General features: G+C 31.9%; 29 protein-coding genes. 12 read left to right on the plus strand and 17 right to left on the minus strand.

The features are described from left to right. Nucleotides 1–39: 39 nt before the first annotated feature. The 6 genes from J2S15_RS06385 to J2S15_RS06410 form a co-directional block, all read right to left on the minus strand. Entirely contained in the window at nucleotides 40–861 is an 822-nt protein-coding gene (locus J2S15_RS06385) for a PTS system mannose/fructose/sorbose family transporter subunit IID (protein WP_307406550.1), read from the minus strand. After that, nucleotides 858–1697, minus strand: coding sequence for a PTS mannose/fructose/sorbose/N-acetylgalactosamine transporter subunit IIC (locus J2S15_RS06390; protein ID WP_307406552.1), 840 nt, complete (start codon nucleotides 1695–1697; stop codon nucleotides 858–860). Before J2S15_RS06390 ends, J2S15_RS06385 begins: the two co-directional genes overlap by 4 nt. A gap of 15 nt (nucleotides 1698–1712) precedes the next feature. Further along, nucleotides 1713–2189, minus strand: a complete 477-nt coding sequence (locus J2S15_RS06395) for a PTS sugar transporter subunit IIB (protein ID WP_307406554.1) — start codon at nucleotides 2187–2189, stop codon at nucleotides 1713–1715. Nucleotides 2190–2225: 36 nt separating this feature from the next. Then, entirely contained in the window at nucleotides 2226–2636 is a 411-nt protein-coding gene (locus J2S15_RS06400) for a PTS sugar transporter subunit IIA (protein WP_307406556.1), read from the minus strand. 230 nt (nucleotides 2637–2866) lie between these two features. Then, nucleotides 2867–3358, minus strand: a complete 492-nt coding sequence (locus J2S15_RS06405) for a YbhB/YbcL family Raf kinase inhibitor-like protein (RefSeq protein ID WP_307406558.1) — start codon at nucleotides 3356–3358, stop codon at nucleotides 2867–2869. A gap of 3 nt (nucleotides 3359–3361) precedes the next feature. Then, a complete protein-coding gene (locus tag J2S15_RS06410; RefSeq protein WP_307406560.1) occupies nucleotides 3362–3796 on the minus strand; it encodes a MarR family winged helix-turn-helix transcriptional regulator in 435 nt (144 codons plus the stop codon). Nucleotides 3797–3912: 116 nt separating this feature from the next. On the opposite strand from J2S15_RS06410, the gene rpoN reads away from it, so the two are divergent. Further along, nucleotides 3913–5136, plus strand: coding sequence for an RNA polymerase factor sigma-54 (gene rpoN / locus J2S15_RS06415; RefSeq protein WP_307406561.1), 1224 nt, complete (start codon nucleotides 3913–3915; stop codon nucleotides 5134–5136). An 87-nt stretch (nucleotides 5137–5223) separates the two neighbouring features. Here the strand turns inward: rpoN and J2S15_RS06420 are convergent, their stop codons facing one another. From J2S15_RS06420 to lpdD, 5 genes are all read right to left on the minus strand, one after another. After that, on the minus strand, nucleotides 5224–6345 hold the full coding sequence (locus tag J2S15_RS06420; protein WP_307406563.1) for a hypothetical protein: 1122 nt from the start codon (nucleotides 6343–6345) through the stop codon (nucleotides 5224–5226). A gap of 176 nt (nucleotides 6346–6521) precedes the next feature. Continuing rightward, a complete protein-coding gene (locus tag J2S15_RS06425) occupies nucleotides 6522–7364 on the minus strand; it encodes an alpha/beta hydrolase (protein WP_307406565.1) in 843 nt (280 codons plus the stop codon). Next, nucleotides 7337–7924 (minus strand): UbiX family flavin prenyltransferase, encoded by a 588-nt coding sequence (locus J2S15_RS06430; protein ID WP_307406567.1) that lies wholly within the window; start codon nucleotides 7922–7924, stop codon nucleotides 7337–7339. The genes J2S15_RS06425 and J2S15_RS06430 overlap by 28 nt, the downstream gene beginning before the upstream one ends. Further along, complete coding sequence (locus J2S15_RS06435; protein ID WP_307406569.1) at nucleotides 7914–9380, minus strand: UbiD family decarboxylase; 1467 nt, start codon at nucleotides 9378–9380, stop codon at nucleotides 7914–7916. Before J2S15_RS06435 ends, J2S15_RS06430 begins: the two co-directional genes overlap by 11 nt. Continuing rightward, a complete protein-coding gene (gene lpdD, locus J2S15_RS06440; protein ID WP_307406572.1) occupies nucleotides 9370–9729 on the minus strand; it encodes a prenylated flavin chaperone LpdD in 360 nt (119 codons plus the stop codon). The genes J2S15_RS06435 and lpdD overlap by 11 nt, the downstream gene beginning before the upstream one ends. Nucleotides 9730–9815: 86 nt before the next feature. On the opposite strand from lpdD, the gene J2S15_RS06445 reads away from it, so the two are divergent. The 9 genes from J2S15_RS06445 to J2S15_RS06485 all read left to right on the plus strand — a co-directional run bounded on the left by J2S15_RS06445 (nucleotide 9816) and on the right by J2S15_RS06485 (nucleotide 17919). After that, complete coding sequence (locus J2S15_RS06445) at nucleotides 9816–10676, plus strand: LysR family transcriptional regulator (RefSeq protein WP_307406574.1); 861 nt, start codon at nucleotides 9816–9818, stop codon at nucleotides 10674–10676. Then, nucleotides 10666–11052, plus strand: coding sequence for a GNAT family N-acetyltransferase (locus tag J2S15_RS06450; RefSeq protein ID WP_307406576.1), 387 nt, complete (start codon nucleotides 10666–10668; stop codon nucleotides 11050–11052). Before J2S15_RS06445 ends, J2S15_RS06450 begins: the two co-directional genes overlap by 11 nt. Before the next feature lie 186 nt (nucleotides 11053–11238). Beyond that, nucleotides 11239–13971: a sigma 54-interacting transcriptional regulator gene (locus J2S15_RS06455; RefSeq protein ID WP_307406578.1), complete on the plus strand. Its 2733-nt coding sequence runs from the start codon at nucleotides 11239–11241 to the stop codon at nucleotides 13969–13971. 192 nt (nucleotides 13972–14163) lie between these two features. Beyond that, entirely contained in the window at nucleotides 14164–14646 is a 483-nt protein-coding gene (locus J2S15_RS06460) for a PTS sugar transporter subunit IIB (protein ID WP_307406580.1), read from the plus strand. Between the two features lie 13 nt (nucleotides 14647–14659). Further along, a complete protein-coding gene (locus J2S15_RS06465; RefSeq protein ID WP_307406582.1) occupies nucleotides 14660–15436 on the plus strand; it encodes a PTS mannose/fructose/sorbose/N-acetylgalactosamine transporter subunit IIC in 777 nt (258 codons plus the stop codon). Continuing rightward, entirely contained in the window at nucleotides 15429–16229 is an 801-nt protein-coding gene (locus J2S15_RS06470) for a PTS system mannose/fructose/sorbose family transporter subunit IID (RefSeq protein ID WP_307406584.1), read from the plus strand. The genes J2S15_RS06465 and J2S15_RS06470 overlap by 8 nt, the downstream gene beginning before the upstream one ends. 133 nt (nucleotides 16230–16362) lie before the next feature. Continuing rightward, nucleotides 16363–16779 (plus strand): PTS sugar transporter subunit IIA, encoded by a 417-nt coding sequence (locus J2S15_RS06475; protein ID WP_307406586.1) that lies wholly within the window; start codon nucleotides 16363–16365, stop codon nucleotides 16777–16779. A gap of 28 nt (nucleotides 16780–16807) precedes the next feature. Further along, nucleotides 16808–17659 (plus strand): Nif3-like dinuclear metal center hexameric protein, encoded by an 852-nt coding sequence (locus J2S15_RS06480; RefSeq protein ID WP_307406588.1) that lies wholly within the window; start codon nucleotides 16808–16810, stop codon nucleotides 17657–17659. Between the two features lie 59 nt (nucleotides 17660–17718). After that, entirely contained in the window at nucleotides 17719–17919 is a 201-nt protein-coding gene (locus J2S15_RS06485) for a hypothetical protein (RefSeq protein WP_307406590.1), read from the plus strand. 37 nt (nucleotides 17920–17956) lie between these two features. On the opposite strand, the gene J2S15_RS06490 is transcribed toward J2S15_RS06485, so the two are convergent. From J2S15_RS06490 to J2S15_RS06515, 6 genes are all read right to left on the minus strand, one after another. After that, nucleotides 17957–18736: an HAD family hydrolase gene (locus J2S15_RS06490; RefSeq protein WP_307406591.1), complete on the minus strand. Its 780-nt coding sequence runs from the start codon at nucleotides 18734–18736 to the stop codon at nucleotides 17957–17959. A gap of 156 nt (nucleotides 18737–18892) precedes the next feature. After that, nucleotides 18893–19435 carry a hypothetical protein gene (locus tag J2S15_RS06495; RefSeq protein ID WP_307406593.1) on the minus strand — a complete coding sequence of 181 codons (543 nt, stop codon included), beginning with the start codon at nucleotides 19433–19435 and terminating at the stop codon, nucleotides 18893–18895. A 96-nt stretch (nucleotides 19436–19531) separates the two neighbouring features. Further along, the gene (locus J2S15_RS06500; protein ID WP_307406595.1) at nucleotides 19532–20896 is read right to left on the minus strand and encodes an MATE family efflux transporter; all 1365 of its coding nucleotides are present in this window, start codon (nucleotides 20894–20896) and stop codon (nucleotides 19532–19534) included. An 8-nt stretch (nucleotides 20897–20904) separates the two neighbouring features. Further along, nucleotides 20905–21744 (minus strand): helix-turn-helix domain-containing protein, encoded by an 840-nt coding sequence (locus J2S15_RS06505; RefSeq protein WP_307406597.1) that lies wholly within the window; start codon nucleotides 21742–21744, stop codon nucleotides 20905–20907. 123 nt (nucleotides 21745–21867) lie between these two features. Next, a complete protein-coding gene (locus J2S15_RS06510; protein ID WP_307406599.1) occupies nucleotides 21868–22680 on the minus strand; it encodes a family 1 encapsulin nanocompartment shell protein in 813 nt (270 codons plus the stop codon). Nucleotides 22681–22694: 14 nt separating this feature from the next. Then, nucleotides 22695–23054, minus strand: a complete 360-nt coding sequence (locus J2S15_RS06515; RefSeq protein WP_307406601.1) for a demethoxyubiquinone hydroxylase family protein — start codon at nucleotides 23052–23054, stop codon at nucleotides 22695–22697. 244 nt (nucleotides 23055–23298) lie between these two features. Between J2S15_RS06515 and J2S15_RS06520 the strand changes: the two genes are divergently transcribed. Both J2S15_RS06520 and J2S15_RS06525 read left to right on the plus strand, forming a co-directional pair. Next, nucleotides 23299–25134 (plus strand): GHKL domain-containing protein, encoded by a 1836-nt coding sequence (locus J2S15_RS06520; RefSeq protein ID WP_307406603.1) that lies wholly within the window; start codon nucleotides 23299–23301, stop codon nucleotides 25132–25134. 10 nt (nucleotides 25135–25144) lie between these two features. Continuing rightward, the gene (locus tag J2S15_RS06525; RefSeq protein ID WP_307406604.1) at nucleotides 25145–25885 is read left to right on the plus strand and encodes a LytR/AlgR family response regulator transcription factor; all 741 of its coding nucleotides are present in this window, start codon (nucleotides 25145–25147) and stop codon (nucleotides 25883–25885) included. Nucleotides 25886–25919 lie beyond the last annotated feature (34 nt).

Genomic DNA, 25919 nt, shown 5'->3' on the forward strand with positions numbered 1-25919 from the left:
ATCGAAAATAAGCTTGCTAGTAAGCAAGCTTATAAGATTTTATCCTGCGAATCCTAAGAAACCTACAACTACTGAAAATAGAATAACAAACATTAACGCGAATGATGTACTTTTTCCTTTTTTCATCATCCACAATAAAAGCATTGTAAATGCTAGTGGAACAAAGCCTTTTAATATTGTATCTAAAGTCGATTGAAGATCAATGAATGAACCTTCTAATTCTCCAGATATATTAAAGCGTAAACCTACCGTTTGAAATGTCATCGCTCCAACCATAAACAGTCCTAAGATTGAAAATCCTTTTGTTACACTTTGCAAGATTCCGCTCTCTGTTGCTTTTTGAATAAATGATGCACCTGTAGTCCATCCAATTCTTCCACCATACCAACGAATAATGAACCATGGAACATATAACGTTAATAGGAATAATAACGCTCCAATAGGGCTTCCATCTAAGGCAAATCCCATACCAATACCGGCTGCAATTACACGTAATGTCCCAGTGAATAACGAATCACCAAGTCCAGCTAAAGGACCCATTAATCCAACTTTTATACCTTGAACAGCCTCTTCAATGTTTTCTACCTTGTGCTCAGCATTTTCTTTTTCCATTTGTAAAACAATACTTGAAATAAATGGAGCAAATGCTGGATTTGTATTAAAGTATGTCACATGTCTTTCTAATGCAGCATAGTATTCGTCATCATCTTTATAAAACTCTCGTAAGAACGGCATAATTGACCATCCAAACCCTGGTCCTTGTAAACGAACAAATGTCATTTCACTCATGAATGTCATTTGTCTCCAAAACATTCTATTTAATAGTTTCTTATCACTTTTACTTATTTCCATCTTTTTCATGCTAAGAAATCCTCCGCTTCATCCTCAATTTCTGGTTTCTTGCTTTTATTTTCACTTTTTGCTTTCTTCAGATCTGAGAAAACCGCAAGAATTCCAAGACATGCACCAATAAACGCTATACTCATTGTATCTAACCCTATACTTCCTAGTACTTCTCCAGTTTCTGGCATAGTAATTGTTGTAGTTCCTAAATACGCCATTAGGATAAATCCTAAAAAGTAATAAGGAATAATTTTTGAATCCCACATATTCTTAACTAAAATTGCCATTCCTAATGCTGGCATAGTTGCTGCCATTACATTTAATATTCTATTCACTTGTTCAGGAAGATTTGCCATAAATGACTCTACTGCACCTGATCCAACTGAAATAACTACAAATGCCATTACACCATAAACAAATGGTTTAAAGAACATTGCAAAGTAATGCCAGAATGTAAATGCTTTATCATTACGATTTGCAATTGCCCGATCTTGAAAGTCAATTACAAAGTTAAATACTAATACTACAAGATTAAATAATAAAACTGATAATAATCCTACAGGTATCGCTAATGCAACAGCATTTTCTAAATTACTTGTCGATAAAATACCAAAAGCGACTCCAAATACTGATGCTGAAACCATATCCGTTGGTTGTGATCCTCCTATTGAGAATGTCCCCATAAATACAGCTTCAATCATTCCTCCTAAAATACATCCAGTAGGCAAATCTCCTAAAACTAAACCTACCAATGGACCAATCCAGATTGGTCTAGGTTGTATATGACCAAATCCCCAATCAAGAAAATTTGCAAACGCCATAATTAACGCTACTAATAATCCTTCAACTACCATAATTTTTCTCCTTTTCTAATAAGTTGTTAAATCCACTTCTTCATTATCTGGTAATAATTGAGAAAACACATAAACACCAGCTGCAGCAATTTCATGAATTTGTTTTTTATCAACATCATCAAGAAAAATGTTATTTGTTACTTTCTCTTTTCCTTCCATATTAGAAGTCTTACCATAATTACCAAAATTAACTCTATCAATAAACCCAACACGATTTACTAATTCTAGTGCATCACTTGGATTATCAACCACTACAAATACATTTAAATCCTTACATCTAGGATCATTCAGTGTTTCAATTCCCTTTTCAACAGTTAATACAGCACATTTTATACTACCTGGACATGCCATTTTCAATGTTGCTTTTAGCGTTTCATTATTTGCACTTCTGTCATTAATTACCATTATTCTGTTAATCCCTAAATGTTTAGACCAAACAAGTGCAACCTGTCCATGAATTAATCGATCATCTATTCTTACTAGCTTTATCATAATTTCCTCCTATATTTAAAACTAAATCTTATACTTTTAAAAAAATGATTCATCTTCCTCTTTAATAATTTCAATAACTTTCATTCCTTCTTTAGCTTCCGCAATCATTCGATGAGTATCTTCGGTGCTAATTTCACCACTACTCATTAGAACATTAATAACTAGTAACATATTCATTCCAGCTATCACTTTCACATTAGGATATTCTAGAAGAGTCGTTGCGCCATTACACACACTACCACCAAATATATCCCCAATAATAATTACTTGTCCATCAGTATTAAGAATCAAGTTTTTAAGTTCATTGATTATGTCATCACATACCATTCCTGGTTGTAATCCAAAACTATATAAATTATCTTTTTCTCCAATAATCATCTCAACAGAGTTTTTCATTCCTGCAGCAAGTCCTCCGTGAGAAACCAAAATTATTTTACTATTATTCATATTTACCTCATATGCTCCTTTTTTGGTTAACTGGTTTACCTATTTTCATTGTACTCTCGGCTGTAAGCGTTGTCAATAATTTTTTATTTTTTTATTATCAATAATAAAAAAGCCAATAATAATCGACTATTATTGACTTTGATATTATTATCTTATTTAGTAAAACGGTTTACTCATTAAATGGATCTTATTATAACCATTATGTAGTTTATGATTTCATATCAAAATAATCATTTATTTTGATATAATCCATCAATATATCCCTCTTGAAGGATATGCGACTTCATTGCATCTATTAACTCTGATTTTTTAGCAGTTGGTTCCAATTCTAATACACAGTCTAAAATGTATATATGATAACGATATCGATGCGCACCTCTCAGAAACTTTGGCGGTTTTGGTCCACGATAACGATGTTTTCCATAGCCAACACCTTGTACTGCACCTTTCAATTCCTTAACATACTCCCCATGTGAAATATCTTCTGGAATTACATTTTGTACAGGAATATTCCAAATCAACCAGTGATTATAAGGTCTACCAAACATCAGACTGATTGGGTGGCTTAGATCATCCATAATAATCGCAATAGATTTTGCAGATGATGAAATATTTGTGATTGTTAATTCTGGCGAAATGTCATCACCCCACCCTGTATATTTTACAGGTATCCTTTCATTATGTTTAAAAGCATTACTTTTGATTGCTAATTCCTTTGTCATGGTTTATTCCTCTTCACTCAAATTACTTTGAACTTTTTCTAATACTACTAATGTATCAATCAACTCTTGTTCATCTATATTTTCAAATGCTCTAACAAGAAGTTTCCCTCCCAGTTGTTTATTACGTTTAAAAAATGCTTTTGCTTTCGCAGTTGGTTGAATACACAATGCACGACTATCCTGTTCAGATTTAGAAATTGTAAGATATCCTTCTCTTTCTAATATAGTTGTCATCTTTTTCGCACTCTGTCGAGTTACACCCATCATCTGTGCTATATCTTTTAAAGTAGGATTTTCAATTCCTCCCTGATACAACAAGTATAAGAAAAACCATTGCTTCAATGTTAATTCATCACTTAACTTATCTCCTTCAACTTGCATTCTATTTGCAAGATGAAAAATACTCATAAAAATTCTTTGTTCATTTAGTTTATTCATACAACACCTCTATTTGCATAGGCAACCATCTGCTTATATTATAGGAAGATGGTTGCCTATTGTCAAGTTTATACTTATCTTTCTAAATTATCTATAGAAACTGGTATAATATAACTATGAAACAACAGTTCACTTTAAAGCAGGAATTAAAGCAATCCAACAAGTTTAATACTTCAAAAGCTGCATCATTAAAAATTCTAGAATTAAATAATGATGAGTTGTTTTCTTATATCAAAAGTGAAGTTAATAATTCACCTTTTCTTGGTTTTAACTATGGTAGCCAAGAAGATAGTGATGCTTTCTTAAACTATCAACATGATTCACCTTCTCTATACAATGAGATTATGGATCAGTTGCGTTACAGCAAAGATAAACCAAATATTGAGATATGTGAAGCTATGATTTCCAACTTGGATAGTAATGGATATTTTAAATATCCAAAAGATGAATTATTGAAACAGTTGGAAATCAATGAACGTGAATATAAACATAATCTAACAATTCTTAGAAAATGTGAGCCTTATGGATGTTTTACCTTCTCATTAAAAGAATGTCTGAAACTACAATGTATTTTATCAAAGAAAAAGATATCACAAGCAGCAATGATTCTTTGTGATTATCTGGAAGATGTTGCTTTAGACAATACAGATAATATCATTAATCATACAAAACTAGATATTGAAACCATCAATGATGCAATCAAGTATATTCGAACATTAAATCCTAAACCAGCAGCTAATTACAGTACTGAGGTGCAATATACAAATCCTGAGTTTATTATAAAAGTTGTTGATGATAAGATTGAAATTAAATTATTAAATGATGAGCTTGAGGTCTTTGTAAGTGAAGAAAATAGTGAAGGTATGGGTAAATTATTAAAAGAGCAGCGAGCACAAGTGAATATGTTGATGAACTCTATTAAGCGACGTAATATAACATTGATGCAGATTATGCAATGCATCTGTGATATTCAAAAAGAGTTCTTCTTACACAATGGTGATTTGAAGTACTGTACGCTTGCAATGATAGCAGAAACAATAGGTGTTAATGTGTCCACTGTAAGTCGAGCAATGAACAACAAATCTTGTGAATTCAACAGCAAGTATTACTCTCTCAGTCATTTCTTATCTAGTGGTGGAAGTAGTGAGCATTCTCAGAATCACATCAAAAACAGAGTAAAAGAATTAATTCAGGAAGAAGATAAAACAAAACCACTTAGTGATGAGCAACTTCGTTTACTATTAGAAGATGAAGGAATCTCAATCTCAAGAAGAACTGTCACAAAATATCGTGAAAGTTTATTTATTTTCAGTTCTACAAAACGAAAACACAAATTATAAAACTATAGCATTATAAATTCTTTGTTTATTTAGCTATAGTTTTTTTTATTATACTCTACTATCTACTAATCATATATTCTTCTTTTACTACTTTTTATAATCATGGAAACTTTCAACAATTTGCAAATCACCAAATTTTCCATCAGATATCGGATAGTATACAAATAGTTTTTTGTCTGTATCATAAATGAAATAGTTATCATTAACAACCCCTTGTGAGTATGGTGGATAATCTGTAAACCCTTCTTTTTGATCAAGGATTTTTCCATCTAGGTTTACTAAATACATGAGTCCATGTTCTTCAAGTGACATTCCAACTCCATCTATTAAATAATAATCATCTGTACGATAAACCCAAGTCACTAGATCGTCGATTATTTTTTTATAATCATCATTCTTTATATTATAAATATAGGTTGAGTAATCTTCTCCTATATAAATAATATTGTCTAAATCAATATGATATACTCCTTCTGTATCCATAACAAATTCTTTTTCATTTGTTTTCAAGTCCACTTTATAAACAGCATCAGTATGCAAAACTCCTTCTTCATCTTCATAATCATTTAAACACATATATACAATATCTCCATAAAAGTACATAGCATAACATTTCATATTGACAGCATCATCTACAAATTTTTCTTTTTTAAAATTTGTTAGGTTCACCTTATGAATACCACCATTATCAGTTGCATAATACATATATCCTTTATGCATTTGATAAAAGAATGATTGTGAATTTTCATCATATTCTTTAAATCTATATACTTCTTCATCATTTTTCCCATCTAAATCACAACGATGAAGGGTCTGATAAATACTTTCATTTTCTTCATCCCAGTCACTATATACATAATATAAAGAATTATCATAATAATGAAACTTACTCAAATGACCTGATTTTGCATTAGAGCATTTATTCAGATTCTCAAGAGTACAATCATTCTCTGGATTCTCATTTTCTATCGTCAAATCTTCTCCATTTTTGTCCGAGTACAACATAGTTACAATTACTTTTCCATCATCATTGGTATCCGCAAAATACATTAATTGGTCTTCTAATTCTACCATCATTTTCATTTGTGCTTTTGTATTATTTTGCATATTATAGGATTCTTCATAATGCCACTTATCACCTTCATTGGTTGTTATTGAAGTATTGCATCCTGCTGCAACAAATAATAGAACAACTAAAAACTTCTTCATATTCTTCCTCCTTACATCCTTTGTCACCCTTATTATTTCGTCTATTTCAAAGGGTTGCAAGTGAATCAAAAATTCTTCATAAAGTCTTTAGATTTTCATTAGAGAATTTATATTATATTCCGTATTTTCATTGCTTTTTAGCAAAAAAAAGCAATGAATCATCATCGCTCTCATTTTCATTCAACCACTTTTTTATTAACAAATAAAACTACTCGTTCCATATTTTCTTTTGAACCAAATCCTTCAGTACCATGATCCTCTTCCTCTAATATTTCAAATGTGATATCTGCACCTTCACGTTTTGAAGCATCATAGAAAGATTGAGACTGTTGCCATGGTACAACACGGTCTTTGCGTCCATGTTGAAGTAACATTGGTGGCATCTCCTTGTGTACATAACTTTGAGGTTGTGCGCTTAATACATACCCTTTGTTTAACTTTGTAATCTGTTCACCCATAAAAAGTGATTCTGGTGAATCAACATCATCATGATCATCTTTTCCATAATTATTTGAGCGAATCTGTTCATCCATAGTTGTAAACTGGGTTGGACCAAACCAAGACACACCTACCTGTACTCCGCAAGAAACCTGACGCTCGTTATTATCTACTACATCAAGTGCTGGTGTATCACAGGTCACACAAACCATATCAACGACATATCCTCCAGCACTTCCTCCAACAAGAACAAACTTGCTTTCATCCAATTGATAGTTATCTGCATTCTTGCGAAGATAACGAATTGCTTTCTTTGTATCTATAATGTTTGCAGGAAATATTGCTTCTCCACTTAATCGATAATTAATACTCACAAGTGCATAACCTGCTTCTACAAATGCAAAGTAGGCATCCAATTGATTGTCTTGCTTATCTCCTTTTTTAAATGCACCCCCATGAACATGAATAACAGTTGGATATACTTCTTTATCAGTTTCTGGGTAATAAATATCTAATGTATTAGTCTTATAATCTTCATCATAGTTAATATCAATTAGTTGGTTGTATTGTTTTCTTTCCATCGTTTGTACTCCTTTATATTAATACTGAACTTTGATAGTAATTTTCCAATAATATGTAATTCCATATCTTCAATACTCTCTGGATGATTGTAGTAAGTAAGCATTGGTGGGATGATATGTATATCTTGTAGTTTTGCCAAATAACTTAAATTATCTAAATGAATTGCACTCATAGGCATTTCTCTAGGAACAATCACCAATCTTCTTTTCTCTTTTATTACTACATCCGCAGCTCTTTGAAGCAATGAATCTGCATAGCCATGAGCAAGTGCAGATACTGTTTTCATGCTTGCTGGAATAATAATCATCCCTTCACTTTCATATGATCCGCTGGCAATCGATGCTGCAATATCATTATTGTCATGAACGATATCTGCATAACCAATCAGCTCTTCATATGAAATTGAAAGTTCATATCGCATGGTTTCTTTTGCACCTTCACTTACAATAAGATGAACCTCAAATTCCTTTAATTCCTTTAACACTTTCAACAAACGATATCCCAGTTGTACACCACTGGCTCCACTGATTCCAACAATCAGACGTTTTTTACTTTTCATCTGGCACCCATTTGGTAGCATCTACATCCATAAATTTTGCACGAATGAAGCGGTCTTTTAAATGAAAGGGAACCGTACAGTCAAAGATGGTTTTACAAGCAATCCCATGATCCTTGATTGAAGGTGAATATGCACTATCGTTAGATGGATCAAGAGGATGACATCGTACTCCTGGAATTGTAATGATATCTATGTCACCTTGAAAACGAGTTGTCATTGCCCACATCACATCATTCATATCAAAGATATCAACATCTTCATCAACAATATAAATATGCTTCAGTTCACTAAATGCACTGAATGCCAGTAGAGCTGCTTGTCGCTGTCTTCCTTCATCACTTGGTATACTTTTTTTGAATTGTAGAATTGCCACAAATTTCCCTCCTCCTGGAGTTGCACAATATACATTCAATAATTTACCTGGCATTGCTTCTTCTACCATTGAAAGAATACTAGCTTCCGTTGGAATTCCTGCCATCGATACATGTTCCTCACTAGGTCCAATACATGTCTGCATAATTGGATTCTTACGGTGAGTTACTGCTTTTACTTTAATAACTGGTAAAGCTGGATTTGCAGGTCCTGTATACCCAGGAAATTCTGGCATTGCTTTTCCTGTGTTGCTATTTAAATCTTCACGCATTCTTACATTAGGAAGTAACTCTCCTTCAATTACATACTCTGCATTAGCGATTGCATATTCATCAACACTTACACACTTTGCAAGCTCCACTGGTTTATTTCGAATTCCTCCAGCAATCTCTAACTCATTAAATCCTAGAGGAGTTGTTGGCGGTTCAAAGCAGGCAGCGATTTCAATTGCTGGGTCCACTCCAATACTAATTGATATAGGTAATGCTCTATTTTCCTTTTCTGCAATTTCTCTAAACACATCCAAGTGCCTTACGCCTGGAGTAAAGAACATTGTAATTTCATCTTTGCTTTGAAGACATAATCGATGAATCGTTATATCTGATTCTTTTGTAATTGGATTGGTTGCATAACACATCCCAAGAGTAATATATGGCCCTGCATCTTCTTGCGTATTTGTGGGTGCTGGTACTAGTTTACGAATATCAAAATCTGGATTACTAGCTAAATGAACAACTTCCTGACATTTCGCTTTTTCTTTACCTACTTTCACTGGTGGTTGTTTTCTCTTAATAGCATCATTCAACAAGAACCCTAATCGCTCTGGTTTTTCATCCAACAACACTCCGACTCGTTTTCTGCTTGATAGCAAACCAATTAACACCTTTGCATCTGGGTGCCCATTAATACGATTGAACATCATTGCTGGACCTTCCTTTGTAGGTCGCTTGACAGTACCTCCTGCACCAATATGACGATACACTCCTGCAAGTTGAGCGTGTGGATCTACAGCTACATCAGTTTCAATATATTCACCCTCATATTGTTTTAAACATTCAATTGCACTTCTTAAATCATCTACCATGTTGTACCTCCAAGTCTTTCAATATCTTTTTCAACAATTTCTTATTTTCTTCTATAAATTCTATTAATTGATCTTTACTAAGATCATCATAATGTACTCCACAAACACAATGAACGCTGCAGTGTAACTGCTTTGCAATGGGTTCTACATACATCTGAGCAAGTACCTCATCCTTGTGATGAGGCAAAGCATTACTCTCTATATTCCACTTATCTTCAACGCAATAAGCTGTACTGTATCCTCCAATATGTGACAAGTCACCACCATGAATCACTAGTAAAAGATCATTTCCTAGGAAATATAGGTTATAGTATACTTTTTTATTTCGATAGTTTAATTCGTAATCCATAGTAATCTCCTACTTTAACTATATATCTGTAAGTATCCCTAAACAATTCAATTTATGGTACAATGTATTCCAGAAAGGAATAGGTCATGAACTTTGAACAATTACACCAGTTTATAACGATTGTTGATAAAGAAACATACTCAGAAGCAGCAGACACATTAAACATTTCACAATCTTCGCTTTCTAAAAGTATTCAAAGATTGGAATACGAATTAGGTGTTGTTCTTTTTAATCGCTCCAAACGTAGAATCTCATTAACTAATGAAGGAGAGATTTTCTATAAAGAAGCAACGAAACTGTATGCTGATTACAATAACATGATTAATCGGTTGAATAAACATCAGGAAGTAATTCAGATTGCTTCACTGCCGTTTGTAAACCAGTATCATATTTTAAAAACACTTCGTGATTTTAGTACATCTAGTGGTATTCAATTTCATCTGATCGAATTAGAAGAAGATGAGATTCTTAAAACATTAGATAAAGGTGTAGATATTGTGATTGTTCGTAAAGCCATTGTTGATGAAAAACTTTATACTACAATTCCTTATACAGAAGATGAACTTGTAGCAATCATCAACACTGAAAATCCTTTCGCTAAACATAAATCCCTGTCAATTGTCGACTTACGACAGGAACCTTGTATATTGATGCATAAAAATACAAGCATTTATAAAACTTGTATGGATATGTTTGCGGCTAACAATATCACACCAAATATAATTCGAACGGCACGCATTGATTCAATTATTAGTGGTGTACAAGGTAATGAAGGTGTCTCTTATTTAATGCGTAAAAGTTTAGAACCGTTTATTCTAAACGACATAAAAATAGTAAAACTGAAAGAAAATATCGAAAGTGAAATTTGTTTTGCATACAAAAAGAGCAACAGAAAAGTTGCTATGCTTAACGATTTTCTAAATAAGAGGAGAACTTATGGAAATTAGAAAATATCAAATAGAAGACTTACCTGCCATCTTTCAGATGATGCAGAGAGAAGAAGATGATTGGTCAGACTACTGTGATGCAGATAATCAGGAGAAGTACAAAAAGGCTATGAATCATTCTATTGCTTATGTAATTCTTGAGGATGATACAGTATGTGGCTATATTCGCTGTAAAGATGATGATGGATATGGTATTTATATTCTAGATTTATTGGTTAGTAATACATGCAGAGGAAAATCATACGGTCGCTATCTAATGAAAGCTGTTTGTGATGATTACAAAAATATGCCTGTTTATGTGACAAGTGATGTAGATCCTTATTACGAAAAACAAGGTTGTGAAAAAGTAGGTACTGTATTTGCAGTTGAATTATAATAACTATGCTATAATTTAATTGATAGATAAATTTAAAGGGGTATATATTGTACATATTATCCCTTTTTATGTTGATAAAAATGCTATTTGAAACAAAAAATCTTATTATTTACAAAAGATTTGAATTACGTTATGGTAATAATATATCATCACCAATCAATAAAAATTAAGAAAGCAGGAAACGTTATGGAAGACAAATTATTAGCGTTAGTAAAAGAAAACACTATCAATAAGACATACACAAAAAATAACGCTACTGAACTAGGACACCATCTTAACCTCAGTAGAAACTGGATATCACAGCATTTAAATGAATTCTATAGCAACGAAACATTTATAAAAATTAATACTCGTCCTGTTATCTTTTTAGACAGGAAAACATTAGAACAAGAATATCGAATACAATTATCTGCTAACTTATTCTCATCTTATCAGGATTTGATGCTTGAACTTAAAAGGAATGAGAAAAAAGATTTTCAAAAATTAATTGGACATTGTGAGAGTCTTCAAGATTTAGTTGATAAATGTAAAGCATCTATTTCTTATCCACCAATTGGTCTTCCAACACTTCTACATGGACCAACGGGTAGTGGGAAAAGTTTTATTGTTTATTTAATGTATGAATATGGAGTTAACAACCATCACATTGAAAAAGATGCGAAATTTATTCATGTAAATTGTAGTGAATATGCGAATAACCCAGAATTGCTAAGTGCAAATTTATTTGGTTATAAAAAAGGTGCGTTCACTGGAGCTGAAAGTGATAATATTGGATTAATTAAAGCAGCTGAAGGTGGTGTATTATTTTTAGATGAAGTACATTGCCTAAAACCAGAATGCCAGGAAAAATTATTTTTATTTATGGATAACGGTTATTATCGTATGTTAGGTGATAATGAAAATCTCTATCATAGTGATGTTCGTTTGATTTTTGCGACAACAGAAGATCCACAAAAAGTATTATTAAAAACATTATATCGACGTATTCCGATTCGTTTGCTTGTGCCTTCAATTGCTGAAAGAGGTATTAATGAAAAAGCTCAATTAATCATTCATTGTTTGGATAGTGAAGCTCACAAAATGAAACGGGAAATAAAAATAACAAATATAGCATATAGTATTTTATTAAATGCCACTTACAACGGTAATGTTGGTGAATTAAAAAATACAATCCAAGCTACATGTATGAATGCTTTATATCATCATCGACATGAGGATAATGAATTACAGATTCATACCCTTGATTTACCAGAAACGATAATTTCAAATTCAAAAATTGAACAATCTGTAAGCCTTATTGATCGACAGCAAATCCTTTCAATACAAGATTTAGAAGAACGTGTTCTGAGTAAAACCTTACAAAACTCTCTGATAGATGATTTACTTCAAAATATGATGAAACTGCAAAACAATCAGATATCAATGAATGTATTCCTTCAAAATAATATTACAGATATTGAGAATTATTATAATCATCTATTATTCAACCAAAACGCTAATGACAATATGCGTGATGGGTTAATTTTAAATATGATGAAAAAAATTATAGAAATGATTGGAATCAAATATGGGCTTGATTTCAAATCAAATGAAATTTTGGCATTGTCTATGTTAGTTAAAGATTTTTCAAAACATAGTTTGGCAATCATTGATTCTTTTGAAACCCATAGGCAAGAATCTATAGATTTTTCTAAGATTATTGAAAAAAAGTATATGCGTGAATATTCAATTGCTTCGGAAATGGCGCAAAATATCCATGTATCATTGGATCTGGAGTTAAATATTTTCCAGATTGCTATACTTACATTAAGTATGGTCATATATCATAGTGAACGTGAAATCAATAAACGAATAGGAGTAATTCTTGCTCATGGTTATGCTACTGCAAGTAGTATTGCTAATGCAGCCAATCAATTACTTGATGCATATATTTTTGATGCCATTGATATGCCTATTGATACTTCTACAGAAGTCATCATTGAAAAACTGAATGAGTATTTAAATAAGCATGGGGATTATCAGGATTTAGTATTGTTAGTGGATATGGGTTCTTTGGAAGAAATACATCAAGGAATTGCACACAAAACAAGTGCAAACATTGCAATTGCAAATAATGTAAGCACAAAACAAGCAGTTTATATAGGAGATGGTCTGCGTAATGACATACCATTATCTAAATTGTTTGATGAATGTATGAAAGAAAATATCAATCATTATAAAATTATTGAAAAGACTGAAAAAGAAAAAATAATTCTCTGCTCATGTGCAACTGGAATTGGTACAGCTGAAAAGCTAAAATCTATCTTAGAAGATTCCTTACCAAAAGCCTTACCAGTGAAAGTAGTAACATATGACTACTCTACTCTTTTAGAGTATAAACTAGAAAATGATTTCTTTAATAACTATGAAGTTATTTGTATTGTTGGAACATTAAATCCAAAAATAGAAAATATTAAATTTATTCCAGTAGAAGAATTAATTATGAATAACTCATTTGAAATATTAACAGTTTATTTTAAGGACATGATAAATGAAAATGATATGGAATTATTTAGAAGAAATATTTTGAAGAACTTTTCTTTATCTAATATTATTGGTAATTTAACTATTTTAAATCCTGATAAATTATTGGAACATGTAGCAGATGCAATTGACAAATTGCAAAGTGAAATGAATACTATATTCAGCTATAATGCTTGTTTCGGTCTTTATGTTCATATCTGTTGTCTGATTGAACGACTAGTTACTCATGAAGGGGAGGAAGAATATCAAAAAACTGCTGATGAATGTACAGATGATATGCAAGAATTTATAAAGCATATTAAAACTTCATTTTCTAAAGTAGAAAAATATTATAGTGTAAACATTCCCATTGAAGAAATGGAATACATTAATATTTATATCAAAAATATACAATAGAAACTAAGGGTGCCATATGCATCCTTTCTTTTCTAAAGTTATGACACCATTAGTGTTAATTCATTATCACTTAGTGTCTGTATGATAAAAAAACAAGCATAAAATAAGGATTATTTAAATTGGCATGGTTTTTGCTATATAAAGGGTGTACGTAAGAATATACCCTACTTACAAAGTGAAAGGAGGAATAGAATGAGTATTATTTTAGGAAGAATAGATTATCGTTTATTACATGGTATTGTTTCAACAATGTGGGCTCCACAATCAGGGGCACAGCGAATTATGGTGATTGATGACCGTACAGCAAATGATCCTATTATAAAGGAGAGTATGAGACTTGGAAAGCCTGCAGGAATGGCTTGCTCAATCATCACTGAAGAAACTGCTATTAATAATTTCAAGAATGGGAAATATGATGATCACAAAGTTTTTGTAGTTTGTGAAAATCCCGAAACTATTTTGAAATTACAAGAAGAAGGAAATCAGAAAATACCAAATCTTGTAATTGGTATTACAAGAGATCGTGTAACTGGAACGAAAGTTAGTTCAAGAGCAGCGATTAAAGATGAAGACAAAAGTATTTACAAAAAAATCATTGCGAATGGAACGAAGGTTGATGTGCGCTTCACTACAACTGATAAGGCTGTTCCATTAGCTAATATTATGGATTTATAGGAGGAATGAAACAATGGAATTAACAGTAATTCAAATTATACTTATTACATTAGTAGCGTATCTAAAAATGACCGATACAGTTACTACACAATTTTTTGCTTTTAATACAATTATTTGTGGTTGGTTAGTTGGACTAATCTTAGGAGATTCAGCTACTGGATTATATATTGGTGCTACAATGCAACTTATGTCAATGGGAGTTGTAGCAGTTGGTGGTTCATCAATGCCAGATTATCCAGTCGCTGCAATTATCGCAACTACAATTGCCATAACTACTGGAAAAGGAATGGAAGCAGGTTTAACAATAGGGATTCCAGTAGCAATGCTTGGTGTTAACTTTGATGTTATTTATAAAATATTCAATGGATTCTTAATGAGAAAAGAAGTTGCTTTAATTGAAAACGGAAAATTTCAATCTGCGTTAAATGTAATTAAAATATCACCTCTTTTCTATGGTTTATGTTCTGCAATTCCTGTATTAGTATGTATTACCGCAGGACCAACTGTTGTTAATACAATTTTAGATTTTATGCCAACTTGGTTTACAAGTGGATTAACAATTGCAGGTGGTTTATTACCAGGAGTAGGGATGGCTATGCTATTAATGTATATGCCTCTAAATAAATATTGGTCATTCTTGTTAGTAGGTTTTGTTTTATCAGCATATATCGGAGTTCCTGTGTTAGGAGTTGCTGCAGTTGGTTTAGCAGCTGCATATGAAGTTTATAAAGGCCAAATGAAAGTTGCGTCAACAACTGGAGCAATGGCGGGAGGATTAGAAGATGAGTAAAGAAAAAGTATTAACAAAAAAAGATTTACGTAAAGCTGCATGGCGCTGGCTAATTAGTATTTCAACCTTTAATTATGAAACTCAATTAGCTCCTTCCACTTTATTTTCCGTATATCCATGTTTAAGAAAAATGTATCCTAATGATGATGATTTGAAAAAATCAGCACTTAACTATATGAAGTATTATAATACAATGCCTTGGATTTCACCTTTCATTATTGGTGCTGCTCTTGGTATTGAAGATGAAGGTGGAATTGCTTCATTAGATGCTGTTAACGATTTTAAAGTTGGATTAATGGGTCCTATTGCAGGAATTGGTGATACGATTGGTTGGGCAATGATTCCTACTATCTTTGGATCTATCGCAGCTAGTATGGGAATGGAAGGTAATCCTTTAGGAATATTCCTTTGGCTTTCATTTACCGTTGCTTTTCTAGCAGTACGTATCCTTCAATATGAATGGGGATATGGAATGGGAGTAAACGTAATTACTAAATTTGGTAAACAAATTACGGTATTTACTGAAGCATGTTCGGTTCTGGGATTAACTGTTGTAGGTTCCCTAATAGCAACTGTTGTCAATTTAAAAACAGGATTATCATTTCAAAATGGCGATGTTGTCATGGAAGTTCAATCATTAATTGATGGAGTTATGCCAGCATTACTACCTGTTGCAGCTGTTGCCGTTATTTATTATTTTATGAAAGTAAGAAAAGTAAAAATGACTTGGATGATTTTATTTATTATTATTGCATCAATGGTTGGTGCAGCTACTGGAATCTTTGCAGCATAATAAAAATGAAAGAAGAAGTATATAGTAATAAAAACCAAGGAGTTATGATAACTCCTTGGTCACTCTTTTTAAAAGATATAGAAGACTTTCGTAATACAATTCATCCAATTGTTAGAAAGATAGGAGACTGATTATGAGAAGATTTATTTTTGCATCCCATCATCGAATGGCATATGGGCTCAAAGAAACCGTTGCATTTTTAACAAACGGATCAAAGAAAATTCACGATATCAATGCATATACTGCCAATGAAGAACCTGACCTTGAAGTTACAATTAATAACTTGTTTTCTAATTTCAACCCAGAAGATGAAGTAATTGTTCTTACTGATTTAATGGGGGGCAGCGTTTATCAAAAGTTTTATCCATATATGAATGATCGAGTACATATTATTTGTGGAATGAATTTACCTTTGGCAATGAGTCTTTTACTTGTTCCTGAAAAAGAAACCCTAGATAAAGAACGTATTTCAAATATCGTAGAAGAATGCAGAAAGCAAATCATTTACGTTAATCAACTAGATACTGCAGTAGATTATGATGATGAATAAACTTACATTTATTGAAAGGAGACTTTAAATGAAAATTATAGAAGCGATTGAAAAAGTTAAAAATTACCATAAAGGAATCTTTGAAGGAAAGAAAATAGATGACCAAACTACAAGAGATAAAATACTTTATGGGGATGCAAACCAAGAATGTACAGGTATCGTTACCACTTGCTGGGCATCAGTTGATGTAATAAGAAAAGCTCATGCACAAGGTGCAAACTTAATTATCTGTCATGAAGCTTTATTTTGGAATCATGGAGATCATACAGATTGGCTGATTGAAAGTGAAAATACTACATTTCTTGCTAAGAAGAAATTACTTGATGAAACAGGTATTGTTGTTTGGCGAGATCATGACTATATTCATTCAGGAATTCCAAAAGGTGATGGCACTTATATAGATGGAATCTTTTATGGTTTATCAGAAAAACTAGGTTGGTCTGATTATATTATTGGAGATAAAGAAAATCCTTTATTTTTTGACTTACCAGAAACAACAGCAAAAGATCTAGCAGAAGATATCATTAATAAGCTTAATCTAAATGGAATCAAAATACTTGGCGATACTAGCACAAAAGTAAAAAAAGTAAAAATTCCATTCCATGTGCTTGGTGATGCTAGAGATTCAATAGAAGAAGCAAACAAAAAAGATATAGATTGCTTCTTAACTTTGGAATTAGTTGACTTCACTTTAGCTGAATACATCCGTGATAGTAGTATGTTAAACATGAATAAAGTAGCAATTAATATGGGACACTTTAATTTAGAAGAACCAGGTATGGAGTATATGATTCATTATCTACCTGACGCTTTAAACGAAGACATTCCTTGTACATATATCCAATCTGGTGATATGTATTCTTATGTTACTAAAGATTAATTGTTAATTGCGATGCAATTCAATAAACGTGCTATAATTTAGTAAAGAGGTGATGCTATATGAGTACTAATAAATGGTCAAACCTTAAACTAATAAGTACTATTTGTGCACTAGCATTCATTGCTCTAGCATATATCATTACACAATTTTTCAATTTAGGAGAATTAGTTTTTCTTACTGCATTTGTTATAATTGGTACAATATATGCTATTTATACAACTTACTTATGGAAGAATGTTAGACATAAATTAATCGATTAAACATAAAAGTGGTGCGACAAGAGTCGCACCACTTTTCTTATATCCATTTAAAATGTTTACAGGCATGAAGGATTCCACCTTCATCACTTGCATCTGTTACATAATCAGCTACTTCTTTTACCTCATCCACTGCATTGCCCATCGCAATTCCAAGTGGTGCTTCCTTTAGCATCGTAATATCATTGTGGCCATCACCAAAACAAACAACTTCTTCAAATGGTTCATTAAGATGCTTCATCAGGCGTTTGATACCACCGATTTTATCATCTGGTTCCACAATCATAAACGGTGCATGATAATACATTAGAATAATTTTAGTATAAGTATTACGTTCTTTAATATCAAAATATGATTTATCCACTAGCATTCGTGTAACCTTTTCAAAATCTTTACCATGCATGTTTTCGTCAACTTCCATTTTAGCCCAAAAATTAAAGTCATCAACTTTCTCTTTCAACTCCTTAGAATTACATAAAAAGTAATCATCACCTTCAACAGATACTCCATAAGGAATGTTGTTCTCTTCACACTCATCAATTAGTTGAAACAACTCCTCTTGATCCATTCCCTCAGCGAAGATTTCTTGACCATTTACATAAGCACCATATCCACCATTGCATACTATATTATCAATCCCAGCTAGTTCACCCATGTTCTTAGCATGAAACGCTGGTCTACCAGTAGCTAATGACAGAAAATGTCCTGCTTCTTTTAATTTCTTAATTGTTTCCAATGTATCATCTGGAATAACATTTCCATGTTTTAATCCTGTTGTCAGGGTACCATCCACATCAAAAAATATATACTTCTTCTCCATCATTAGTCCTCCACCTTACTTAAACTTACAGACTTTATTATAACATAAAAGAAGTATATAAATTATACATCTCCAACTCAATCTATCTAAACTATATTTCGAGTAATTCATTACAATGAAAAAGAAAAGATGTCATATGAAACATCTTCGTCCTATCTATAATTGCTTTAAAGTAATATCTAGATGACTGTACTTCTCTTTCATAAAGTCACTTAAAATCCGCTCCATCTCATCGTATGAATCGCCATAATAATAAATAACCGTAACATTATCATTTAGTCGATTGGATGTATATAAAACTTTCTTACCCAATATCGCAAAACTATCATTAAGGATATTCTGTAATTCTTCTACATTTACCTTATCAGGTTCGACATTAAAGTACATTCCTAGCCCTTCGTATTCACCAAGTTCAATCTTCTTATCTTCAAGTATCCATTTGGAACCTTTTGGAACTCCAACCTCTTGACTTAGAAATTCTGTCATTTCATCGATTACTTTTGATACATCAACTCCATCATTCAAATATAATTCCACATCAACCGTATCAATTTCACCATTTGCCTGAAGTGCAGAACCACCACCATCAACAATTCCATATTCTTTTGCTTGAAGAAATTCATGTAGTGGATCTTCAAACATATCTCCACGATCAATTGGCATAAACTTTCCTGTTAAATTCAGTGTTATATGTGTCATGATATAATACCCTCCTTGGTTTGTTGCTATGTTTATTATATAGTAACAACATTAGATAGAAAAGTTAAAAACATTATAATCATCAAGTTACTGATACTAATAATAACGGTACTCTGATTTATGACGAATAATAAAGTAAATTGAAATTATAAGTGTAAACATCTCAGCTATAGGAACTGCTAACCATATCCCAATTTCATTTAGAAAGATGGGTAATATTAATATACCAATTGTAAGAAATACAAATGTTCTTAAAAAAGAAATAATTGCTGATACTTTACCATTTGATAATGCAGTAAATAAAGATGATGAAAATATATTAATTCCACAAAATAAGAAACTAAATGGAAAGATTAAAAATCCTACCTTAGCTATATCATAGACCTGTGTACCTTTCTCAGAAAATAAACCTACCAGATATGGTCCACCAATCATTGAAATAGCAAATACAATAACTGAAACTGCAGTAATAAATAAAATGCATATTTGAAATATCCGTTTCAGTTCTTTTGTATTTTCGCTGCCATAGTTATAGCTAAAAATTGGAGCTACTCCCATAGAAAAACCAATATAGAAAGTTGTAAGTAAAAACTGAGAGTAAATTATGATTGTGATTGCAGCAACCCCATCCTCACCTAACAGTCGCATCATTGCCAGGTTAAATAAAAAGGTAGTAACGGCCATTGACAGTTGGCTTACCATTTCTGATAAACCATTAAAACTACTCTCTTTTATTACCTTTATATCAAAGTGTGGCTTAACAAAGTATAAAGTTCCTTTTCTATTTTTTAGAAAAAAGATAACCCCAACAGTCGCCTGTAATAAATACCCCATACTTGTTGCCAGTGCTGCACCCGCAATTCCCATTTGTAGTAGCACAATAAGAATATAATCAAATACTGCATTGGTAATCCCTGAAGCTAAACCTAATCCCATTCCTAATCCAGGTTTTCCAGCAGTTACAAATAGATTTGCAAAGACAACTTGAAGAATATTTGCAGGTGCGAAAATTAATAAAATTGTCAGATAATCTTTTGCATATGGAAACAATAAATCGCTGGCACCCAGCATTTTTATCATCTGGTTTATAAATAACAATCCAAACATAGAGATAAACACGCCAATAACGATTGCTGTTATTACAATCATTGTGAAATTGCTTCTTGCTTCCTTATTATTTCCATCTCCCATTTTTCGTGCTACGATTGCACTTCCTCCAGTCGCAAACATGGCACCTATCCCTACAATTACATTAATCACTGGTGTAACTATATTAATGGATGATAAAGCATCGGTGTTCACAAACCTCGCCACAAACATCGTATCTACCATGGTATATAACCCTGAGAACACCATCATAAAGATAGTTGGAAAGGTAAATTTTAATAAGTCTTTGATTGTGAAATGTCTTGCTAATGGATTTTCATTACTATATTCATTTATAATATCTGTATCGTTCATTGAACCCCCTATTTTTTCTTCATAATAAACTTTTGTGTTGGATAGCCAAACTCTGTTAATAGTTCTGCTTCTGCGAATCCCAACTCTTTTAGTTCTTCACGATACCCTGTATCTGCCTTATCACCATCTCGATATGTTGTAATACTTATAACTTCCTTATCTTTAAAAAATTCATTCCAGACTTTATCCAAAAATAATTCTGTAATTCCTTTGCTTCGATATAATGGATGCACACCTAAAAATTCAATACTTCCACTTTTACTTGAAAACAACATGATACCTATTGCGATATCTTCTTCCTTTAATATTAAGGCTTCTTTTTGTTTTATACATCGCTTAAGAGTTATAAGATAATCCTCTTCATTAAGATAAGGAAATCCATCAATTACCAATCGTGTAAGTTCTATCCAACTTGGTATATCTTTTTCAGTTGCAAACGTGATGGCTGATACATTACCAGTATCTCCAAAATGAATAGCACTTGTGTGTCCTTCCAGTTTGTACTTTAATTGTAATGGATAATATACATTGTTCTCTCTAAACTGATTTGGTGATTGCTTATACATGGCTTTGAACATTGTCGCAAACGCTTGTTGACTACTATAGCCAGATAGAAGTGCAATATCTACTATTGATTTATTAGAAAATACTAATAATTTCGCTGCTTCACTTAACTGTCTTCTTCTACTATATTCATATATAGTAAGTCCAACTGTTTTTGTGAATGAGCGATGAAGATGAAACTTAGAATAATGAGTTGCCTGTGCAATCTTGTCTAAATCTAATTTTTCCATTAAATGAGTTTCAATGTAGTCAATTGCTATTAATACTTTTTCTAAATCATTCATATATTGCCTCCAATCCATCAGATATTATATCTAAATATGTTAGATTTGTTTTCATTTATCTTGCGTACTTTAAATATACAAGAAAAAGATGTCTACAGTAAAGTAAACATCTCTCAATTTATATTATTTCAATATTACAATTGCTTGTGGCTCTTTAATTCTTAAAGCAATTGTTTCTAAGATTCTAAAGTGATGATTCATATTGTCTGCCAATTCAACATATGCAGTACTAATATCTACACCAACCTGCAAATCCATGTATGGTTGTTCATTACATACGACGATTGCTGTTTTAGGCTTCAACGCAGTAGACTTGATTAGTTTTCCACTTAAGACATTCTTAATACGGTCAACTTCTAATAAACCAGTTCCTGGTTGAATTCTTTCAAGTTCCAGATATAAATCTGGACTAACAATTAATGAGTGAGTACCTGAGAAACCATTTGTTTCCAACATTGTTACTGCTTTCGCAATATCCTGGAATGAGTTTTCTCCAGTTGTCCAATCTCCACGTTTCAATGACTGGCTGCCTTTTACAGTTAACAGTCCATCTAATCCTAAGTCATTGTTACCATAGAAGATTAATTCATCTTCACGTCTTGCCAATTGTTTTGCAGCATATGTAGTTGCTGATAAATCAACGGAATAACCTTGTGTCTTTGCGTGTTCAATATCACGCCAGTATAACCAGAAATCTGAATATAGCTGTGGGAGTGAGATTACTTTACGATTCTCATCAACTACAATTCCATCCTTAAAGTTTTCTGTACGTTCATGTCCATCAACATAAGCCACATTGCTTCCACTTCCTGAATGGAATATTGGTAAAAATCTTCTACCTTTTAAATGCTTTTTTGAAGTTTCAACTACTTCGTTATCAATACGATCCCAAAGTGTTTCATCTAATGGCATATCATCTCTAGATAAAAAGTCCATAATGTACCTCCTACCTATTCTTCATCATCTAACAGGCTACCTACAGAAGCAATACTGTCAATTGATGGTTCTACAATTCCTAAATCTGCCATCATTTCTTTTACTTCTTCTTCTCCACTCATTAGATGTTTCGTTAATTCTGGATCTAAATAACGCATTAACGTCATTAATTCTCCTACGTGTTCTTTTTCTTCATCACGTATATCCATTAATACTTTCTTAGCTAATGGATCATCTGTTGCATGAGCGTGAGCATCATATAAATAAATCGCTTCTAATTCTGAAGCAATATCTACTCGAAGGGCTTGAATTAATTCTACTTTTGAAATCTTTCTTTTTATATTCCCTGAAAATGGGTCGGCCATTGTTGGCATAAACATCATCCTTTCTCTTCTAATTTTACTTACTTTTCAACCTTACCTTTGTTAAATCTTGCGATCCCTTCTGATAGTCAATATACTTTACACTTCCTCATGCAATAAATAAGAGTATTAGATCCTCCTCTATTATTATCATCTTTTACTAAGTGAAATACAATTTAGACGAACGAAATAAATTAACACGTAGGAAACAAAATATATTTATGATAAAATTAATTCATAGTTTAGGGGGAATTGAATGCACGTTTGGTTAGAAGCATTTATTATATCTGCAACGTTTGGGGCGTCATGGATATACAGTGCAATGAAACTTTTATCACCTGTCTGTCATAAAAAAGGCTTGTTTTTGAGTACGATTGTATTTATTGTTATACAGATCGGTTTTAACTATATCTTTTTCTTGACAGATTTATATGACATTCTTTATGTTAAATATCCCTTTACCTTTGCATTAATCACCTATTCCATACAATTCATCTTTATAACAATTGTTTTATATCGTTATTACCATAATGCATGGAAGATTCTTTCCAGCCTTGGTTTTACCCTATATTGTCTAAATACATTCCATACAATGGTAAACTACTCAGGTATTTTATTTGTAATGCAATTTTCTTTAGAAGTAGAAGGATTTTTAGTATCGATATACAATATAATTATTCATGCTATCTCGTCATTATTTGGATTGGCATTAGCGCACATCTTTACTAAATATTCACTATCAACTTATATTAATGTATTATTTGAGACAAAACGCAGAAAAGTTATTACAACTATTATTTGTGTAAGTTGCTGGAATCTACATGCAATGATATTTGTTTTCTATCCAATTCTTCCGCTGTCACCTGAGGCAAATCTGATAATTGGCTTTGTGTTCCTACTACTGCTTACAATTATTTTTATCATTGTAATTATTATGCAGAACAATCGCAAGAAATTAGAATTACAAAAAACTATTATTGATCAGCGAGAATTTCATATCAATGAAGTTAGTGAGATGCAGTTAGAATTACGTTCTTTAAAACATGATATTAAGAATTTAATCACTTCCTTCTTGTTGGAATATAAAAATACAAATACTGAACAATTACACGATGTTGTAGAAAGTGCACTATCAAAATCACAGTCTTTTGATGTAGATGATAACTCAGAACATTTGAATCCTAACCATTCTACCATCCGTTCATTCCTAACTAAAGAAAATCTAAAAACTGCAATTCACAGTTTTTTTAAAAATCATCGCTTCTTTATTGTCATCTTCTGTTGTATTTTAGGAATGGTAACTGCACAAATGATTTATCATAATATAGAGAAGAATCCACTTCAATTTATTATCTTTATCATTATTATTTTATTATTGTTGGCTCCAGTTTTTGTTTGTGGTATTTCAACTATTATTATCAACTTACAAAACGAACAGTTGCAACAAGAATTATTACTTTCTCAACAATATTATTTTGAAACGACAACAACTGCAAAACGTTCAATTTCGACAATGCGTGAATACTATCAAACATTATTAAACTATCTATCCAGTGAAGTAGATGATGAAATAATTAAAAAAATTGAATTATTTATTGATAAACCAATTACTACAATAACTGATGATTCAAATTACCATTCAAGTTTAGAAGCACTTCATAATATTAAAGTCCCTGAACTAAAGAATTTACTTTTGATGAAATGCTCCTTGATGATTCAAATGAAGATTCCATTTAAACTGGAAGTAATATATCCAATTCAATCTGCAATTATACCAAATGTTGATTTGATTCGTTCCCTTGGTATCTTATTAGATAATGCAATTGAAGAATCAATAAATAAAGATAATGCTATGATTTCTATTATCTTCTTAGATGAAGGTGATTCTATTTATATCAATATCAACAATGTATTATGCAGTATTGATACAAATGTAAATAGTATTTATGAATATGGATATTCCAGTAAAGGGGAAGGCCGTGGAATTGGGTTATCCAACTATAAGAAAATTATAGGTACTTATAGTAATGTAATTACTCGTACCAAGATAAGTAATAATTTATTTATACAAGAACTAACCATTCAGAAATAGGAGGTGTATGATGATATCTGTTTATATATGTGAAGATGAACCAAAGATGTGTTCCTTTATTGAAACAACAATTGCTAACTATATAACAATTAATAATCTGGATATGCAGATTGGTCTGGCAACAAGTAAACCAACCGAAATTGTGAATGAGATTGCTGGTAATCATGCATCTAGTATTTATTTCCTTGATGTTGATTTAAATGATGATACTTATACTGGTTTTACCTTAGCGAAGAAGATTCGTGAACTCGATCCAAGAGGGTTTATTATCTTTATAACTTCTCATGAAGAGTTGTCATTTGAGACCTTCCGCCATCGCATTGAAGCAATGGATTATATTGTGAAGGGTAATCTAGATACCATCAAAGAGCGTATTGCTGTATGTCTGGAAAGCATTCAGGAGCGATTATCAAATGAAAACGATAGTTATAATCCTTATTACCAGATTAAAATATTGGATCGTATCTATCATATTCCAATTAAAGAAATTATGTTCTTTGAAACATCTGCATCTAAACATAAAATTATCTTGCATGCAGAACATGAAACTTTAGAGTTCTTTGGAAAGTTATCTGAAATTGAAGAAACGATTGGCGGTACTCAATTCTTACGAATTCATCGCTCATTTCTAATTAATACAGATAATATACAAACCATCTATCTTGCAGATAATAAGGTAGAAATGAAAAATAATGCATTCTGCTTATTATCAAGAAAAGGAAAGAAACTACTTAAAGAATTATCATTATAGAAGTAATTTAGGAATACAAATCTACCATTTAGGA

Origin of the sequence: Breznakia pachnodae (genome assembly GCF_030814225.1) — a bacterium.
GTDB classification, from domain to species: Bacteria; Bacillota_I; Bacilli_A; order Erysipelotrichales; family Erysipelotrichaceae; genus Breznakia; species Breznakia pachnodae.